Annotated in this window: 15 protein-coding genes and 1 pseudogene; 8 read left to right on the top strand and 8 right to left on the bottom strand. The window is 62.6% G+C overall.

The window, feature by feature from the left end; translation table 11 throughout:
* Positions 1-223: 223 nt before the first annotated feature.
* Positions 224-1624, bottom strand: coding sequence for a dihydrolipoyl dehydrogenase (gene lpdA, locus J2T47_RS21930; protein WP_253451598.1), 1401 nt, complete (start codon positions 1622-1624; stop codon positions 224-226).
* Between the two features lie 222 nt (positions 1625-1846).
* Here lpdA and J2T47_RS21925 point away from each other — a divergent pair, with 222 nt between their 5' ends.
* The 4 genes from J2T47_RS21925 to ppk2 all read left to right on the top strand — a co-directional run bounded on the left by J2T47_RS21925 (position 1847) and on the right by ppk2 (position 5575).
* Entirely contained in the window at positions 1847-2971 is a 1125-nt protein-coding gene (locus tag J2T47_RS21925; protein ID WP_253451596.1) for a M14 family metallopeptidase, read from the top strand.
* Positions 2972-3390: 419 nt separating this feature from the next.
* The gene (locus J2T47_RS21920; protein WP_253451594.1) at positions 3391-3783 is read left to right on the top strand and encodes a hypothetical protein; all 393 of its coding nucleotides are present in this window, start codon (positions 3391-3393) and stop codon (positions 3781-3783) included.
* Positions 3784-3929: 146 nt separating this feature from the next.
* Positions 3930-4382, top strand: a complete 453-nt coding sequence (locus tag J2T47_RS21915) for a PaaI family thioesterase (protein ID WP_253451592.1) — start codon at positions 3930-3932, stop codon at positions 4380-4382.
* A gap of 275 nt (positions 4383-4657) precedes the next feature.
* Positions 4658-5575 carry a polyphosphate kinase 2 gene (gene ppk2 / locus J2T47_RS21910; RefSeq protein WP_253451590.1) on the top strand — a complete coding sequence of 306 codons (918 nt, stop codon included), beginning with the start codon at positions 4658-4660 and terminating at the stop codon, positions 5573-5575.
* Between the two features lie 171 nt (positions 5576-5746).
* Here ppk2 and J2T47_RS21905 read toward each other — a convergent pair whose 3' ends face one another.
* Entirely contained in the window at positions 5747-6985 is a 1239-nt protein-coding gene (locus J2T47_RS21905; protein WP_253451587.1) for a tetratricopeptide repeat protein, read from the bottom strand.
* A 259-nt stretch (positions 6986-7244) separates the two neighbouring features.
* On the opposite strand from J2T47_RS21905, the gene J2T47_RS21900 reads away from it, so the two are divergent.
* On the top strand, positions 7245-7967 hold the full coding sequence (locus J2T47_RS21900; protein ID WP_253451585.1) for a hypothetical protein: 723 nt from the start codon (positions 7245-7247) through the stop codon (positions 7965-7967).
* A gap of 172 nt (positions 7968-8139) precedes the next feature.
* Here J2T47_RS21900 and J2T47_RS21895 read toward each other — a convergent pair whose 3' ends face one another.
* Entirely contained in the window at positions 8140-9057 is a 918-nt protein-coding gene (locus tag J2T47_RS21895) for a hypothetical protein (RefSeq protein WP_253451583.1), read from the bottom strand.
* Positions 9058-9328: 271 nt separating this feature from the next.
* On the opposite strand from J2T47_RS21895, the gene J2T47_RS21890 reads away from it, so the two are divergent.
* From J2T47_RS21890 to J2T47_RS21880, 3 genes are all read left to right on the top strand, one after another.
* A complete protein-coding gene (locus J2T47_RS21890) occupies positions 9329-9886 on the top strand; it encodes a hypothetical protein (RefSeq protein WP_253451582.1) in 558 nt (185 codons plus the stop codon).
* A 146-nt stretch (positions 9887-10032) separates the two neighbouring features.
* Entirely contained in the window at positions 10033-10284 is a 252-nt protein-coding gene (locus tag J2T47_RS21885) for a type II toxin-antitoxin system Phd/YefM family antitoxin (RefSeq protein ID WP_081516574.1), read from the top strand.
* Positions 10281-10688, top strand: coding sequence for a type II toxin-antitoxin system VapC family toxin (locus J2T47_RS21880; protein WP_253451579.1), 408 nt, complete (start codon positions 10281-10283; stop codon positions 10686-10688). Before J2T47_RS21885 ends, J2T47_RS21880 begins: the two co-directional genes overlap by 4 nt.
* A gap of 76 nt (positions 10689-10764) precedes the next feature.
* Here J2T47_RS21880 and J2T47_RS21875 read toward each other — a convergent pair whose 3' ends face one another.
* The 5 genes and pseudogenes from J2T47_RS21875 to J2T47_RS21855 all read right to left on the bottom strand — a co-directional run.
* Positions 10765-11271 (bottom strand): BRO-N domain-containing protein, encoded by a 507-nt coding sequence (locus J2T47_RS21875; protein ID WP_253451577.1) that lies wholly within the window; start codon positions 11269-11271, stop codon positions 10765-10767.
* Between the two features lie 237 nt (positions 11272-11508).
* Entirely contained in the window at positions 11509-13035 is a 1527-nt protein-coding gene (locus J2T47_RS21870) for an SIR2 family protein (protein ID WP_253451575.1), read from the bottom strand.
* Between the two features lie 219 nt (positions 13036-13254).
* Positions 13255-14409: a catalase family protein gene (locus tag J2T47_RS21865; protein WP_253451573.1), complete on the bottom strand. Its 1155-nt coding sequence runs from the start codon at positions 14407-14409 to the stop codon at positions 13255-13257.
* 393 nt (positions 14410-14802) lie between these two features.
* Entirely contained in the window at positions 14803-16710 is a 1908-nt protein-coding gene (locus J2T47_RS21860; RefSeq protein ID WP_253451571.1) for a di-heme-cytochrome C peroxidase, read from the bottom strand.
* A 175-nt stretch (positions 16711-16885) separates the two neighbouring features.
* Positions 16886-17734 (bottom strand): annotated as a pseudogene (locus J2T47_RS21855) (hypothetical protein); the annotation flags it as partial.

The raw sequence follows: 17734 nt of genomic DNA, 5'->3' as shown, positions 1-17734 counted from the left end.
ATCCATTGCGAAGGTGGCGAAAGCGGTTCATCCACTTTCGTGTTCGTTCACGCAATTGATGGTTTCAGAGTCGAAGAAAGTCACAGCCCATGTCGCGTTTGTACACAAAGTAGTCGCAAATAAAACCGAGCGGATCGCTGCAGGCCCCGTCAGCCGTGGCCTGCAGCGCTGTGGTGGGTGCGCTATTGCGCCGCATCTACCACTCGTCAGAAGCGACCGGCGGTCAGGCCTGCATGGCCCAGCCGTCCACATTCATCGCCGCCTGGCGCAACGCCTCGGAGCGGGTCGGGTGCGGGTGGCAGGTGCGCGCGATGTCCTCGGCGGCGCCGCGGAACTCCATGGCCACGCAGTACTCCGCGATCATGTCGCCGACGTTCGGGCCGATCATGTGCACACCGAGGATCTCGTCGCTGCGCTCGTCCGCCAGCACCTTCACGAAGCCCTCGGTCTCGTGGTTGATCTTCGCCCGGCTGTTGGCGGTGAAGGGGAACTTGCCGACCTTGTAGGCGCGACCCTCGGCCTTGAGCTGCTCCTCGGTCCTGCCCACGGTGGCGACCTCCGGATGGGTGTAGATCACGCTGGGGATCACCTCGTAGTTCACTTCCCCGGCCTTGCCGGCGATCAGCTCGACGCAGGCGATGGCCTCGTCCTCGGCCTTGTGCGCGAGCATCGGGCCGGAAGTCACGTCGCCAATCACCCAGATACCCGGCACGGCACTGCGGTGTTCGTGGTTCTCCAGCATGCCGCGCTTGTCGGTGGTCAGGCCCACGCTCTCCAGCCCGAGGCCCTGGGTATAGGGACGGCGGCCGATGGCGAGCAGTACGTAATCGGCCTGGATGGACTCCGCCGCGCCTCCGGCGGCAGGCTCCACGCTCAGGGTCACCTGCTTGCCGCTGACCTTGGCCTGGGTGACCTTCGAGCCCAGCTTGAAGCTCATGCCCTGCTTGGTCAGCGCGCGCTGGAAGGTCTTCGCGGTTTCCAGGTCCATGCCGGGGCAGATGCGGTCGAGGTATTCGATCACCGTGACCTCCGCGCCCAGGCGGCGCCACACCGAGCCCAGTTCCAGGCCGATGACGCCGGCGCCGATCACCACCAGGTGCCTGGGCACCTCGGGAATGGACAGCGCGCCGGTGGAATCGAGGATGCGCTGGTTGTCGACTTCCACGCCCGGCAGCGGGGAGGGTTCCGAGCCGGTGGCGATGATGATGTCCTTGGCGGTCAGCGTGCTCTTGCTGCCATCGGCGGCAGTCACCTCGACCTTGCCCGGCCCGTCGATGCGGCCCCAGCCCTTGACCCAGTCCACCTTGTTCTTGCGGAACAGGAACTCCACGCCCTTGGTCAGCGCGGTCACGCTTTCGGCCTTCTGCTTCATCATCTGTGCCAGGTCCAGCTTGGGCTTGACCTGGATGCCGAGGTTGGCGAACTCGCCGCCGGCTGCCGCCTCATACAGCTCGGATGCATGCAGCAGCGCCTTGGACGGCATGCAGCCGACGTTCAGGCAGGTGCCGCCGAGGGTTTCGCGGCCCTCCACGCAGGCGACTTTCAGGCCCAGCTGGCCCGCGCGAATCGCGGCGTTGTAGCCACCGGGGCCGCCGCCAATGACGATCACATCGTATGCGCTCATGCCGTGTTCTCCATGCTTGGAAAAGCGTCAGTGGAAAAGGTCAATCGAGGTTAGCCGGTGGTCGCTGGATCACCAGCGCAGGGCCGCTTCAATCCGTTACCTGATTTATATTACAGGCATAATATGTTTGCGCCGGCAAGTCGCCGCTACATGACAGGCGCGGCGGGGAGGGCGAAAATGCAGGGCTTTGGCGCCTCAGGTTCGTGCGCCTACGGAGAATTCATGAAGATCGACTGCGATTTCGACAGCGGCAACATCCAGGTCATCGACGACAGCGACCCGCGCCACGTGCGCCTGGCGCTGCGCCCGGACACGAAAAGCCCGCACTTCCAGTGGTTCCACTTCAAGGCCGAGGGGCTCGAGCCCGGCCAGCAGTACCAGTTCAGCCTGACCAACACCCCCGGCTCCAGCTACACCGGCGGCTGGCCGGGCTACAACGCCGTGGCGTCGTTCGACCAGCGCGAGTGGTTCCGCGTGCCGAGTACCTACGACGCCAACGGCCTGCACTTCAGCCTCGATGCCGAGCAGCCCCAGGCCTGGTTCGCCTACTTCGAGCCCTACAGCCGCGCGCGCCACGCCGAACTGGTGAAGCGCGCCCAGGCCAATGGCGCCGAACTGCTCGCCACCGGGCACAGCCTCGAAGGCCGCGAGCTGCCCCTGCTGCGCATCGGCAAGGGCGCGACGGGTGCGCGCAAGATCTGGCTGATCGCGCAGCAGCACCCCGGCGAGCACATGGCCGAGTGGTTCATGGAAGGCCTGATCGAGCGTCTGCAATCCGGCGATGCCGACATCCAGCATCTGCTGGAGCGCGCCGATTTCTACCTGGTGCCGAACATGAACCCGGACGGCGCCTTCCATGGCCACCTGCGCACCAACGCCGCCGGCAAGGACCTCAACCGCGCCTGGGCCGCCCCCAGCGCCGAGGAAAGCCCCGAAGTGCTGTTCGTCCAGCAGCAGATGGCCAACTACGGCGTGGACCTGTTCCTCGACGTGCATGGCGACGAGGAAATCCCCTTCGTGTTCGCCGCTGGCTGCGAGGGCAACCCGGAATTCACCCCACGCCTGGATCGCCTGGAAAGCCTGTTCCGCGAGCGCCTGGAGGCCAACGGCGAATTCCAGAGCGTGCACGGCTATCCGAAGGATGCCCCGGGCAAGGCCAACCTGACCCTGGCCTGCAATCATGTCGGCCGCACCTACGACTGCCTGTCGCTGACCCTGGAAATGCCGTTCAAGGACCACAACCTGTCGCCGAACCCGCGCACCGGGTGGAGCGGGGCGCGCTCCAAGGCACTGGCCGGCGCGGTGCTGGTGACGGTGGCGAGCCTGGTCGAAGAGTTGCGTGACTGACTCGGAATGACGCGATTTTTGTAGGAGCGAGCTTGCTCGCGAACCGCCCAGTTGAGGTGCCGCCGGGTAACCCGTTCGCGAGCAGGAACTGGGCGTCCCCCTCGCTCCTGCCTGCACCCCACCATCCCGCATCACCTCACGGGCCTTAACCGGCCACCGCCGGTCTGGCCTCGCACCGCGTTAATCCCCCGCTAATTCACTTCGTCGGACTGTATTCCATATTCCGGAGCCACCGCTGTGCGTCCTTCATCCCTTTCCCTGCGGGAAACGGCATTCCAGAGCGGTTCGCTTCTGTAACGTCGCGCATACCTGGTAGCCGATGTCTTACAAATTCCCGGCTGAAAACTTGAACTGCTTCACATAAAATCAGGTCTTCCGTTAGCGCATTTCGCTCTACCCGCAGCAGTCAGAAGTAGCCCATGGAAAACCACAGTACCCCCCTGGGACCGGTGCCTGCTCACCTGGTCCGTGAAGCCGTGGCCAAGAAGACCGGCCTGGGTTGGGTCGTCGAGTTCAATGTCGCCACCTGGCTCAATCTCGCCGTGCGCGACGACACCGCCATTGCCCTCAAGATCAGCTACCTGGATGGCGAAAAGCCCCGGGAAGTGCTGGTCGACAAGGGCAACATCTTCGGCGCCCAGCGCATCCTGCTGTGCGGCATCGCCCGCCTGGGGGTGAACCAGAAGCTGGAATCCATGAGCCTGTCGCTGGAAACCCGCGCGCCGATCCAGTCGCTGCTGGTCGAGGAGCTCTTCGTCCAGGCCGTCGAGCGCCAGAGCGAAAAGAAGAACGGCACCCGCCGCTCGCGCTAACCACCCGCGGCGAGGGGCGTCGCCCGGCCGCCTGAGCGCTGCAATCGACGGGCATTCCCGCCATGCATGAAGCCGCGCCGGGCTTGCGATCCGCCGGCCGGAGCGGAGAACATCGCCTGGCCCCATTTGACGTGCCAGGAAGCCCCATGCCCCTCGATATCGACCAGCTCAAGCTCTACACCGCCCACCGTGGCATCGCCATTCCCATGCTCGATTTCCTGCAGTTCCGCCACGCCCCGGCGGAAGATGGCAACGGGCCGGGCCGTCTGGTCATACGTGTCGAACCGCAGCATGTGAACGGCTGGGCCAACGCCCACGGTGGCCTGATCATGACCCTGCTCGACGTCGCCATGGCCCTGAGCGCCAGCGATGCCGACGAAGCCTATCGCGGCGTGGTGACTGTGGAGATGAAGACCAGCTTCCTGCGCCCCGGCGGCGAAGTGGGCGAGGTGCTCGAAGCCCACGGCAAGGTCCAGCATCACACCCGTTCCATTGCCTTCTGCGAGGGCGAGCTGCGCAACAGCCAGGGCGTGGTCGTTGCCACCGCGACCGGTACCTTCAAGTACGTCAACAAGCCGCGCCCGCTGGCCGACGCCTGACCCGTTCCCTTCCTGTTAACGGCCGTGGACGGAAATTCGCGGCCGTTTCCCTGCGCTGATATCGCCTTGCTGGCAGCCCCATTCATCGGTGCGCTGGCGCCGTTAAGACCTTCTTAATTCATCGGGTGTCCTATCGAGGAACGCTCTAGCACGGGCTTTGTAAGAAATTTCTTTCACTGGCTGTCATGAATTCGTCACAAAGCATGACTACATTTTTCTGTCATGAAAGTGTCACGCGATGTGACTGAGCCAGTGACGGCACAAGGCAAACCACCATGCTGCTCGATGACAAGAACTTCCCACGACGCGTCCAGCGCGACCTGCTGGATGACCGCGACGAAGAGCTCGAACTCGAACTGTTCGACGAACTCTACGACTTCGAAGGGCTGCGCCACGGCAGCCTGCAGACCCACGAGGAACGCCTGGCGCGCCAGCGTTACTTCCACACCCTGTTCAGCCTGCAGGCCGAGCTGGTCAAGCTGCAGAACTGGGTGGTGAAGACCGGCCACAAGGTAGTCATCCTCTTCGAAGGCCGCGATGCCGCCGGCAAGGGCGGTGTGATCAAGCGCATCACCCAGCGCCTGAATCCGCGCGTCTGCCGGGTTGCCGCGCTGCCTGCACCGAATGACCGCGAACGCACCCAGTGGTACTTCCAGCGCTACGTCTCGCACCTGCCGGCGGCGGGGGAGATCGTCCTGTTCGACCGCAGCTGGTACAACCGCGCCGGCGTCGAACGGGTGATGGGCTTCTGCACCGACGCCCAGTACGAGGAATTCTTCCGCAGCGTGCCCGAGTTCGAACGCATGCTCGTGCGCTCCGGCGTGCAGGTGCTCAAGTACTGGTTCTCCATCTCCGACGAGGAACAGCACTACCGCTTCCTCAGCCGCATCCACGACCCGCTCAAGCAGTGGAAGCTCAGCCCCATGGACCTGGAATCGCGGCGCCGCTGGGAGTCCTACACCAAGGCCAAGGAAGTGATGCTCGAACGCACCCACATCGCCGAAGCGCCTTGGTGGATCGTCCAGGCCGACGACAAGAAGAAGGCCCGGCTCAACTGCATCCACCACCTGCTGCAGCAGATCCCCTATCAGGAAGTGCATCAGCCCGCCGTCAGCCTGCCCGAGCGGCAGCGCCACGAAGGCTATCGCCGGCATCCCACTCCGCAGGAGTTGCAGGTGCCGGAAGTCTACTGACGCCGCATCGACTGACTTCGGGCGGCTTTGTAGGATGGGGTGGAGCGCAGCGATACCCATCGATCCGCTGCACGGCCAGCATGGGTATCGCCCGGGCCCCAGCCATCCTGCGGATGTCCCCGCCGCGCTGTAGGATCGGGCTCTGCCCGCGCGCGTGAAGGGCGAGCTTGCTCACCTGGCCAGGCTACGCACCGTGCAACTGCCATCCGCAATGGCTTCGCAGAGGAAGTAGGGCATCCATTCCTCCCGGTGTCCCCTGGCCACCGGCGTCTCGTAACGACACAGCAGCGTGCCCTCGGCATCGAACAACCCCCAGGGCTGCAACTCGCCGTCCTTCAGCTTGCTCTGCACCTTGATGCCCTGGTAGCTGGCATTGCAGCCCACATGGAAGGACTCCGTCCGCCAGCGCACCGGCGCGTGGGGCGGGAAGGGCTGCGCCCCGAGGAAGCCGAACAGATCGTCATGGCTCAGCAGGCTCTGGCGGATGGTCGGCCACAGGCTGCGGCGCAGGAAGTACTGGTCGGCGAAGCGCTGGTGGGCTTTCTCCTCCTTCAGGTACTGCGCGATCAGCTCGCGGATGCCCGGCAGATTCGGGTTGTGGCAGCCGGCCCACATCCCCGCCAGCAGCAATTCGGTGTGGCTGAAGTAATCGCGCATGTGGTGGTACCAGCAGCCGCTCTGCAGCCAGGCCTCCACCGCTGCGCGGTCGCGCTCGGAGAGCAGCGAATCGGCGTCACGCACCTGGAAGCGCGAGACCTCGCGGTCCTCCATCACCAGGAAACGCCACATGGTCGCGGGGATGGCGCTGCGGGTCGCTTCGTCAACTCGCACAACCTGTGCGCCAGCCTCCTTCAAGCGGGCCAGCACTGCCTGCGGCACCGAATCGTCGACATAGAAGCGGCAGCGCCATTGCGGGAACAGCTCGCGCGCGGCCTCCACGTTCTTCAGCGCGCTCTCGCAATAGCGCGGGCGGGCGCCGAACAGCGAAAAGACGATCAGGTTGCGCTCTGGGCTACTCCCGTCGAAAGCCGGTGGCGACACGTCCGGCAGCGGATGGGCGGGGAACTGGCTGTATTTCCGGTCCGCCACGCTCAGTGACAGATTGCCGTAACGGTGCACCAGATCCTCGCGCTTCAGCCAGCCGCAGGCCTCGGTCAGCCCGTCCAGCGCCGTCCCCGGCATATTGTCCTCGCCCAGCTTGTTCAGCAGCTTCAGGTAGGTCTTGTAGGCCTGTTCGTAGTCCTTGGTCCGCATCAGGCACAGGGCGTAGTCCGCCAGCAGCGTGGGATGGTTCGGCGCCATCTTCAGCGCTTGGCGCGCGGTATCGCGGCCCAGTTGGTAATTCCCCTTGGCCAGCGCCGCCCGAAAAGTGGCGGCCAGCTTGTTCAACTTCTTCTCGAGGGCGGACATGCGGGGGATTCTCCAGGGCAGGACGGCGGCGGACAGTGCTGCACGGGATGAGCAGCTTGCGCGCGTCGATGACATGGAGCGCAAGGCTAGGGAGCGGGGGAAAAGTGCTCTATCGGAATATTCCTGCGCATGGCGACGATAAATACGAAGTCTCGCCCGCGCCGCCTGGCGCCTGCCGCTAGCGGCAGTGTCGGAGTGCCACTACGCTTTCGCACGCAGGGAGGCCATCAGGTGCCGGCCCTCTTCAGTGGGTGATCGAATGAATCGAATCGGACTGGCGAGCCTGCTCGCCCTGTTGATCAGCGCGCCCTGCCTGGCCGGCGAATTCGCCAGGACGGACAAGGGCTGCCAGGTGCAGAACTGGAACGCCCAGCGCTCCAACCCCAGCTACATCTGGTCCGGTCAATGCGTGGGCGGCTTCGCCGACGGCAAGGGCATCCTCCTGTCGCTGGTGAACGGGCAGGTGTTCTCCACCACCGAAGGCACCATGCACAAGGGCAGCTTCAGCGGCCCTGCGGTGATCCAGTGGGCCAAGGGCGACCGCTACGAAGGCGAACTGCAGAACGGTACCCTCAGTGGCCGCGGCAAATACCGTTACCCTGATGGCTCCTCCGCCAGCGGCGTGTTCAGCAACAGCACCCTGGTGCAGCCCGACGGGCCGGCCGCCGCAGCCACCAGCAGCGGCAGCGGCCAGAACTACAGCGCCTCGGCCGTCGCTCCCGACATCGCCTCGGTAGACCTCTCCGGCGGCTGCGACGCCGCCCAGCAGAAGGCCCAGCTCTACATGGAGCGTGTCGGCCAGGAAGCCCAATCCCGCGATCTGGGTATCTGCGAATCCGCCCGGCAGATGCACCGGATCGGCGAACTGACCGTGCGCGTCGCCGAGCAATGCCGGAACACGCCCAACTGGGAACAACTGCGCGCCGAAGGCGAACGCCTCATGCGCGAAAGCCAGGAAACCGCCGACGGTTCCTGTGGCTGACGCACCTTTCAGGGCTTCCATCCGCACTGGCTCACGAAAAAGCCGCCCCGAAGGGCGGCTTTTTTGCTGCGCGGCTGGCCGCATTCAGTGCCAGAACAGCGCGATCAGGATGATGATCGGGATCGGAACGCCGAGGAAGTACAGAAGAATCGAGCGCATGGTGTGCCTCCAGTCAATGGGCGGGACGGGAATGGGACATGGCATGGGTGGGCGTGCGGTTCACCAGCACCACCGCATCGCGACGGCGGCCGCCGTGGATGGCCAGGAAGCTGGCGAAGAACGCGCCGCACAGCAGCGCGACGAACATCCATAGCGCCGAGCCGGCGGCCACCTTGCGTGCCGTATCCGCAGCTTGCTGGGCCTTCAGCTTGGCCTGCTGCGCGGCGGCGAATACCTGGTCGATGCGCTGCTCGGCTTCCGCCTGGCCGATCTCGGTGCGCTGTGCCACCACGCGGGCGAGGTAAGTGCGGTCGTCCGCGTTGAGCTGACCTTCGGCGAGGCTGCGCACGAAGATGCGAGTGGCGATGGCATGGGCCGCATCATCGCCCACCGCCACCGGACGGTTGTCGCGGAACAGCAGGTCGATGAAGTAGCCCGAGCCATCATTGGCAGTGCTGGCGCCGCCGGTCGAGCCCGCCGCAGCGGCAGCGCTGGTAGCGGCCGCAGCCCCGGCCTGCAGGCCGCCGCCGACGATGCTGCTCACCGAGCCCACCACCAGCGTGGCCGTCACCAGGGTTGCCACGGCCCAGGCCAGGAAGCCGTGGGCGGTATCGCGGAAATACACCTCGTCGTCATGCAGGCTGGCCCAGCGCACCCGCAGGCGGCCGGCGACGTAGCCGCCCAGGCCGGAAGCGAGAATCTGCGTCAGCATCAGCCAGATGACGGTGGAAATCCCCATCTGCTTGAACGTCGCACCATCGCCCGGCCAGGGCGACACCGCGGAAAAGCCCAGGCCGAAGCCCAGGAGAATTAGGATCAGGGACAGCGCCGCCGCTCCAGCGGCCCCGGCGAACACCGCCGCCCAGGACACCCCCGAATGATCGGCGGTATCCACGGCAGTGGCTGCGTAGGCATCAGTAGTTGTCATCATCTTGGCTGCTCCGTGGCGAGAGGGTGGAAACCTCGATGGGAGCTTTTGCAGCCGCTGTGCCAAATGTTACAAAATAATAAAGTCTGCTTTATCAATGGCTTGTAAAAGGCGATCGGGCGATTGCCATGCAGCCTGCAAGATCAGCCCCTTCAGGCCTTGGCAGATTGCATGAGCGCCGAGCCGTGCTGCATCGCCACAGTGAACGCATGCGCCATAGTGGAAGAGGGCACCGCCACGGTGCCCGCCTTCAACCCACGCAGGACAACCCACCATGAGCCTCGACCCCTCGACCCTGCTGTGGAGCGCACCGCTGGTGATGCTGCTCGGCGGTTACCTGCTGGTCCGCTGCATCGGCGGGCTGCGCCGGGTGATCGCCCCTGACCTCTGCTACCGCTGGGCCGACCCCGCCAGCGCGGAAGTGGTGGCGCTGCCGCGACCGGGGCGCTACGTGGTCAACATCGTCTTCCCGCCGTTCAGCGTCGTCACCGGAACCGCGCACTTCAACGCCGATTTCGCCGTCACTGCCTGTGTCACCGACATGCCCGTGCCCTATGAGGCCTACAGCCGCTTCAACGTCTTCACCGTGCGCCGCAGCGACATGGGCGGCAACTCCAGCAATCCCCTGGGCGAATTCCGCTGCAGCGAGCCCGGCGACTACCGGATCACCTGCCTGACCCCGCAGCACATCCGCCCCGGCTTCCTGCTGGAAGTGACGCCCTATGTCTCGCCGGCCGGCGTTGTCCCGCTGATCCTCGGCACGCTGCTCGCGTCCTTCATGACCATCGGCGGGCTGATAATGACCCTCCTCAAGCTCGCCGGCACGCTCTGACGCAGCGCCCCCTGTAGGAGCGGACCACGCCCGCGATCGCGCGCATGGCGCGCTCCTACAGGTGATTCGGCGGAGGCTGATGTATTTTAGCTAACACCTTAGCTAAGCTGGGCTCGTCGCTAACCTGTCCCCGGAGGGGCGCAGCCATGCAAGCACCTGACGTCCACAACATCCATGACGCCAAGTCCAACCTGTCCAAGCTTGTCGATCAGGCGGCGAAAGGGGAGGTGGTGATCATTGGCAAGGCAGGCAAGCCCGTCGCCAAGCTGGTATCGCTGACCTATGGAGAGGGGCAGCGCAAACCCTTCATCGGTAGCCTGAAAGGCCGTCTGTCCGACGAGTTCGATGCCCTGGATGACGAAATTGCCCAGCTTTATCTCGAGGAGCCATCCGATTGATATTGCTGGATACCCACATCCTGATCTGGGCCGCCACGGATGACCCACGGCTGACTCCCAAAGCCCGCCAGATGATCGAGAGCGCGCTGGACAATGGCCAGCCTGTGCATTTCAGCGCCATCAGCCTGGCGGAAATCGCCATCAAGGCCAGCCTTGCGAAAAAGTCGCTGGGCGTGGAGCCCGATGAACTGCGCCGAGCGTCCCTCGAGGGTGGTTTGCGCGAACTGCCCTTCGTCGGCGCTCATGCAGTTGCACTGCGCGCGCTGCCGCAGCATGAGGACCACAAGGACCCGCACGACCGCATGCTGGTGGCCCAGGCGCAGGTCGAGGGGCTGCAACTGGTGACGGCGGACGCCAAGCTGGAGCGCTACGGCTCTGCCGTTCTCTATCTGAAAAGCCGGTAAATTCCTGTAGGAGCGGGCCACACCCGCGATCGCGCGCATGGCGCGCTCCTACAGGTAGCTTCGGTCAGACGATGCCCTACGTCCGCAACCTTTTCGCCCAACCGCGCCAGCCGCTGCGCCCGGCAATCGGCGAACGCCCGCCAAGCACGCGCGGCAGGTCGCCGAAGCGCACCCAGAGATCATCCTGCCAATCCAGCACCCGCAGGCATTGCCGCTCGAATTGCAGCTGCACATGGCGCGGGCCGCTGGCGTTGAACTGGCTGCGCACCTGCGGCACCACCGTGCCGCTGATCCAGCGCCGCAGCGCGCCATAGTCCGGCACGTTGAACAGCACCAGCGCCTGGTACACGGCGGATTCGCTCAGCAGCACGTAATCCAGCTCCAGGCCGTCCTCGGTCAGCAGCCGCTCCTGGCGAATCTGGTCGTCTGCCAGGCGCATGGCCAGGCGGTCTTCGTGCGCATAGCCGGTCACGCGGCAGAAGTCGGAGAGGATGAACCAGACCTGATCGTCGATCAGCAGGGCGCGCAGGGTGCGGCGATTGCGGAGGAAGGGCAGCGGGATTGGCAGGGATAAATCGTCCATTTCAGTCGCATCTCTACTACGAGCAGACCACCTACGGACGATGTTGGATCAGCAGCCACACGAACCAACACGCCGCGTTCCGGTGGACGGCCCAAATGGTTGGGCCGCCGATACAGATCGGCGATTGTCTCTGGAGTTTCGGGCTGCTAATCCCGGCCCCGTCTTTTTCACGGGGCACATTCAGGTTAGTTCAATGTTCTCAGTCATTTCAAGCGGTCCGGTCATCGGCTCTTAGTGTTATTGTCTTGTAATTTCCTCAAGAATTTCTGGGATTTCATTGTATTCTTCGTACCAAATAATAGTCACGCCAAGTTCTTTCATGATTTCTTCGTTAAGCGCGTGATGCCTTTCTAAGAATTTATTTGCGCCTAGGTCATTGCTAATTATTTTCTTTGGCGGGTCCTGCGATAGGTCGTGGCAAAAACTATTTTTGGTCAATCTTTTCATGAAGGTATAGTGCTTGCTGCTTTCAATGCTTCTAGCTGAAATATCAAGAAGCCTGCGTAGGTTTGGGTCTGTCATAGAAAGACCAATCATTAAGCAGTTGTTTTCTCGCAAAGTGCTAAGCTGGACTAGGTTTGACCAGTGGTATGAATCAGAATATATCTGATGATATCCTTCCTCTGAAAAAACTAATGTTGATTTTTCTAGTCTGGAATAATTTTTTTTGTCCTCCGGGAGGAAGCCGTGAACGTGATAAATAGGGAGTTCGTCAGGGTCGTACGTTTCGTTTTCTGTGTATATACAGTGGTGGTGAATTTTGCTGCTATGAAGTTGACGTTCTAGTAGGTCGTCAAAATTATAGGTTATTACAGATCTGATTTTTGCTCCTGTCCTGCGGGGCGTACACATTGCAGATATGGCCTTTAAAAGGCTGGAGTCAATAGGGAACTTTGTGTTTCTTAGCTTATATAGGCTTGTCGTGATCGCTGTAATAAAGTCTATGGATTCTGCGTCGCTTTTTACAAGACCCTTCCGAAGATACCTGGCGGCCATCAGTGCGGATGGTTCGTTTATTGAGTTTAGACGATCTACGAGTTCGGCTATATCGGCGTCGGTGGTTTCTCCGTCTCCATTTAGTTCTTTGGTTAAGTATCCGACGAAAAGTGAATTTAGCAAGCTGTTCCAATCCGGCATGCCTGCAGAGCTAGAGACACCCGCCCCTAGGAGTAAAGAAAACTGTCCTTTCAGATATTGATCCTTAAGTTTTGATATGACTCGATCTCTTTCTGCCCTCCAGTTTGAAGGTGAGCTACTAACTGCTGACTCAAGTCGCAATGCGAATAAATTGTCAACTATCTCCTTTGTTTTTGCGCGATGCTGGTTTATTACCTTGTTTATTTCTTCTGGGCCCCAGAGGAAAACGCTTGTTTCAAGCATTGCAGCTCGAATATCTTCTTCTATTTTTTCCTTATAGAAACTTTTCCCTGGCTTTGCGAATATTACTAAGAATTTTGGTATTGCCTCGTCTAGTTCTTTTGCGGTTTCGATTCTGTGATGAATAAGGTCTATCAAATGCTTTCTTGGTGATCTTAAGAGATCGAATTTTACCTCGATCATCAATGGCCCTTCGATTGTATCTATTCCCTTTGGTGCAAATGCGTCTCCTGCTGCTATAGTGCCTTTGGGGTTGTTGTTGAAATAGAGTGGTCTGTTTTGTTTTTCTGTGTGATGTTTTAAAAGATTTAAAATGAAAGTTTCAAAAGCGTAATAGCTTCTGGGGCCGCTTTCGCCGATTTTTTCAATAATTCCATCAATAATCATTTTTTGAAAGCCAATTAAAATTTTTGGATGCGAGTGTATTTATATTGATTTGTTGCTTTTAGTTGTATTTCCTTTTTCTGTTGGTTTAAATGATTTTTGTTTGTTATGAATGTGTTGGGCATTTGAAATGCGCTTTCCAGCCATTTTGTCACTAGGAAAAGCTATCGTGTGCGCCATAAGCGCCTCGGCTATTCAGGATGAGAATCGCGTAGTGAAGGGTTAATCCTTGCCCACCCCATTCCGCTCATGCCGATAAACACTCACCGCCTCATAAACCGCCTTGCGCAGCCGGTTGATGCCGCCAATCGGGCGGTGTTCGGGAAGGGCGTGCCAGGGGTTGTAGGAGAGGTTGTCGCAGGCGAGGTTCTGTTCGCGGCTGTCAAAGTCCTGGGGCGGGATGCTGACGGTGGCGACGGTCTGGAAGGGGGAGTCCTTCTCGCTCCATTCGACGCTGACGTCTTCGATGGGCATGTAGTGGCTCGGGTCCTGTTTCTGCACTTGCAGGGCGAAGCAGGCGGGGACGCGGTCGACCGAGAGTTGCTGGTACATCGCAGTACGCAGGAAGTTGGGCAGCTTCTCGTTGAGCTTGGGTAGCTGGTAGGCCGGGCAGCCTTCGCTCAGCGGGATGACGCGGTACTTGATGTTGTTCGCCTCGCCCAGCTTGTAGGGGGCGATGCCGTTGTAGCCGGCCTGCAGGGGGCTGTCCGGGGCGGGGGCGAGGGTCTGCAGGGCGATGACCAGGTGACGGATTTCCCAGGTGTTGGGCTTCCAGCTGGGGAAGAACGCGGCGACCTTCTGGCCGCTGGCTTGCGCGGCGAAATTCTGCCGGTATTCGGCGACGTCGCGGACGAAGAACACCGGGTGGTTGAACATGACGAAGTCCTGTTCGGTGTCGTGGCCCTTGCCGGGCATCAGCTTGGCGCCGGGCACGTCGAGCAGTTTGATGGCCATGCCGCGGGCGTCGCGGGCGCTGTCGAACTGCGGGTAGGCGTTGCCGTTGGAGAAGCGGACCATGGCCTCCCATTTGTGCCCCGGTTCGGCGAACACGCCCTGGCGCAGGCCGGGGGCGAGGTCGCTGGCGACCGTGACTTCGGCCTTCACGCAGCCGTGGGCTTTGGCGTGGGCATCGCGCAGGACGCGGGTGTTGTCGCGGTGCTGTTCGACGATGCGCACGGCGTCTTCGATGATGGCCTGGGTGAGCTGGGCTTCGCCCGGCGGGATTTCTTCCTGGGCGGAGACCGGGCCGGAGAATTTCCACGCGTAGTAGAGGCTGCCGAGGCCCCAGCCGAGCAGGCCGATGGCGGCGACGGCGAGCAGCAGACGGCCGAGCCATTTGCCGAGGAAGAGCCAGATGCGGGTGAGCAGGGATTGCATGGCACGGGGTCCTTTGGTGTTCTTTTTATGGAGGGGACCCCAGGAGCTTCCCTCTCCCTGACCCTCTCTCTGGGGAGAGGGGACTGCTGGGTGGATCGGTGTTGCGGGGAGGGAATGGTGGTGGGCGATTCCATCTCCCTAGTCCTGTCCCTGATGGGAGAGGGGCGGATCGGTGTTTCGGGATGGATCGGCGCTGGGCGTCTCCCTCTCCCTAACCCTCTCCCTGAAGGGAGAGGGGACTGGATTGGCGTTTCGATGATGCTGCGGCGTTTCGGCTTAGCTGTTGTAGGAGCGAGCTTGCTCGCGAACGGGCTACCCGGCGGCGCCGGAGTTGGGCGGGTTCGCGAGCAATGACTAGGCGTCCCCCTCGGTCCTACGAAAATCGGATCGGCGTCACTCGCACTTCGGCCCCGGCGTCCACGGTGGGGTGGGGACGTTCGGGTCGAGCTGGCTTTCGTACTCGGGGTTGCCCAGCACCTTCAGGTATTCCACCAGTGCCCAGCGTTCTTCCGGCGACAGGGCGCGGCCGATGACGCCGTCCTTGCGGCAGCCGTCGCGGAATTCGTGGCCGCGGTTGCTGTTGCCGGTGGCGCTGGTGTTGTAGAGGAAGCCGCCGGGGAAGCGCTCGCTGCGGTAGCCGGCGAATTTCGGGTCGTACTCGAAGCTGCCGACCCAGAACTGGCTGTCGCGCTCGGCCACCGGGGAGAGCATCTGGAACAGGTTGGGCACCGAGCCGTTGTGCAGGAACGGCGGGGTCGCCCAGATGCCGTCCAGCGGGCGGGCCTTGTAGGCGCGCAGTTCGCGCACGCCGATGTCGAGGCCGTAACCGTTCATGTCCTTCTGCTGCTCGGCGCCGATGTGGGCGTCGCGGTAGCCGCGCTGCTCGACGAACGCGGTGACGTAGGCCAGCCCCTTGGCCGCGGAGATCTTCGACAGGTCCAGCGGCTTGTCGCTCTCGGGGTAGAGGCGCACGTTCATGTTCTTCAGTTCGTCGGGGTTCCACTTCAGCGAGCGCACGTCGAAGGTGTGGTCGGCGATGTTGTCGGCGGTGGTCGGGTCGGTGCCGATCTCGCTGGTGGGGACCATCTTCATGCGCCACTCGGGCACCCGCGCCGGGGCGATGTAGTCCGCGGCGCCGGGTTCCTTCACGTGCGGGCCGTGGCAGTACACGCAGTTGGCCTGGAACAGGGCGCGGCCCTGGGAGGCCTTCTTCAGGTCGATCTCGCCGAAGACCTCTTTCGGCCAGGTCGGCGGCTTGAGCTGCTTGAGGGTCTCTTCGAGGGTGTGGAGATCGCGCAGGCGCACGCTGGAGGCGTAGCGCTCATCGCCCATCACCGGTTTGCCGTCGCTCTCGAACATGCGCAGGGTGGCGCCGACGCCGAGGGCTTCGCCGATGTTGCGCGCCATGGGCTGCATGGCCGAGCCGTTCCATTGCACCCAGTCGAATTTCCAGATGTCCCACAGTTGCGGGTAGTTCACCGGGGCATTGGCGACGCGGTAGTTGGAGGCGTCGATGCCGTCGCCGAACACGCCATTGGCGATGCGCCCGAAGGCGTCGGCGCGGCCGGGGCCTTCCTGGGTCGGGTAGAGGCCGCGGTGGGTGTCGTTCCAGGCGGTGCCGACGAGGGTGCCGATGACGTTGCGCACGTCGCGCTTGAGTGCGGCCTTGCCCTTGGGATAGCGGTCGCCCAGCACGCCCTTGGCGAAGCGGTCGAACTTCCACGGCACGTAGTAGGTGGAGGCGAGGCTGGCGCCCAGCGCCTGGCCGAACGCGCCGCCGCGCAGGGTGGGCACGGTGGAGGCGATGGAGTGCATGGCGGCGCCGCCGTCGATGCGCACGGCGGTGCCTTTGTAGCGCAGCTCGCCGGTGTGGCAGGCGGAGCAGGTGATGTCGAGGTACCAGGCGCCGGTCTCGCCGTCCTGGTGGCGGGCGAAGCCTACTGGCAGGTTGCCGGGGTTCTTGGCGGTGGCCGCCAGGGTGTCGTCGGCGTCGCGGCCGATCTGCTCGGGCTCGATGAGGAAGCCGAAACGCGCGAGGTTTTCCGGACTGGCGAACTTGTCCTTGGAGAAGGGTTGCTCGAGGTGGGTGAACCAGTCGTAGCGCAGGCCTTTCACCTGGGTGCCCTGGGGCGTGTAGTAGTAACGCTCGCGATCTTCACTGGACCATTGGCCGAGGTGGATCATCTTGTCCGGCTTGGTGTATTCGGGGAGATTGGGATGCGCGGTGTACCAGGCGATGACGCCGCCGACGAGCAAGAGCAGCAGCAGAACTGCAAGTAGGACGCGTCCGAAAATGCGCATCGAAACTTCCTTGTTATATGTGCGAAAAAGAATCGGACGTTTATGCCAAGTACGCGGCGGCTTGGCAAGGTGATGCCGTACGGAATTCAGGGTTTTTATGGTGGGTGACGGGGCTGGGGCGGCGTGTTTCTGGCTTTGCTCGAAGAGCGATACCCATCGTCCTTCAGACGAATGCCTAGGACGCGGGGCGCAGCTCCAGCAGCAGGCTCAGGCAGATCGCCGCGCCGATCAGCACACCGACCAGGCTGGCGATGATCAGCGGCCAGCGCAGGCCGGGGCTGTCGTCCTCGTCATCGGGAATGCGCGCGTGGATGGCGGGCCAGAGTTCGTCCGGTGGCGGCAGTTCCGGCCAGGGCTCGTCGCAGGACGGCGGGGCAGGGTGGCCGGCGAGCTGGTAGAGCAGGGCGATCATCCAGTCCAGCGCGGCGCTGCGCGTGGGGTGGTAGCGGTCGGCGTCGGTCCAGACATGGAGGTAGGTGTCGACCAGCAGCGCGTCAGCTTCTGTCTGATCGGTCTTCAGCTTCAGCGCCAGTGGATAGAGGCGCGCGGCCGTGTTGCGGTACAGCGTGGCAAAGGCGCGCGCGTCGCCGTCGCCGCTTTCGGCGAGCAGGTAGCTGAGGAAGTTTGCTTCGTCCGGGTCGATGACGGCCTCCGGCGGTGTCGCGGCGAGCGGGGAGGGCTGGAGGGTAAGGATAGTCGTAGGCTGTTTGTAGGAGCGAGCTTGCTCGCGAATGGCGTTACCGGCAGCTCCGGTGCAGGGCGGTTCGCGAGCAAGCTCGCTCCTACAGAATCGTAGGGCGAATAACCTGGAACAGGTTATCCGCCGGCTTTTGAACGGCGGATAACGCTGGCGCGTTCTGCGCCCTACGGGGCTACAACGTTTGGGCTGATGACGGAGTTCCCCTTGTAGGAGCGCCCCATGGGCGCTGTCGCGGGCATGGCCCGCTTGTATGGCGTTAGGGTAGGAACCTGTCGGGGGTGGAGGGACAAGACCCGCTTCTGCAAGCCAGACGGTAGGAGACTT

The sequence above is a fragment of the Pseudomonas nitroreducens genome, assembly GCF_024170165.1.
GTDB lineage: Bacteria > Pseudomonadota > Gammaproteobacteria > Pseudomonadales > Pseudomonadaceae > Pseudomonas > Pseudomonas nitroreducens_C.
The sequence above is the reverse complement of the archived record's forward strand: the minus strand, read 5'-3'. Positions and strand labels throughout refer to the sequence as shown.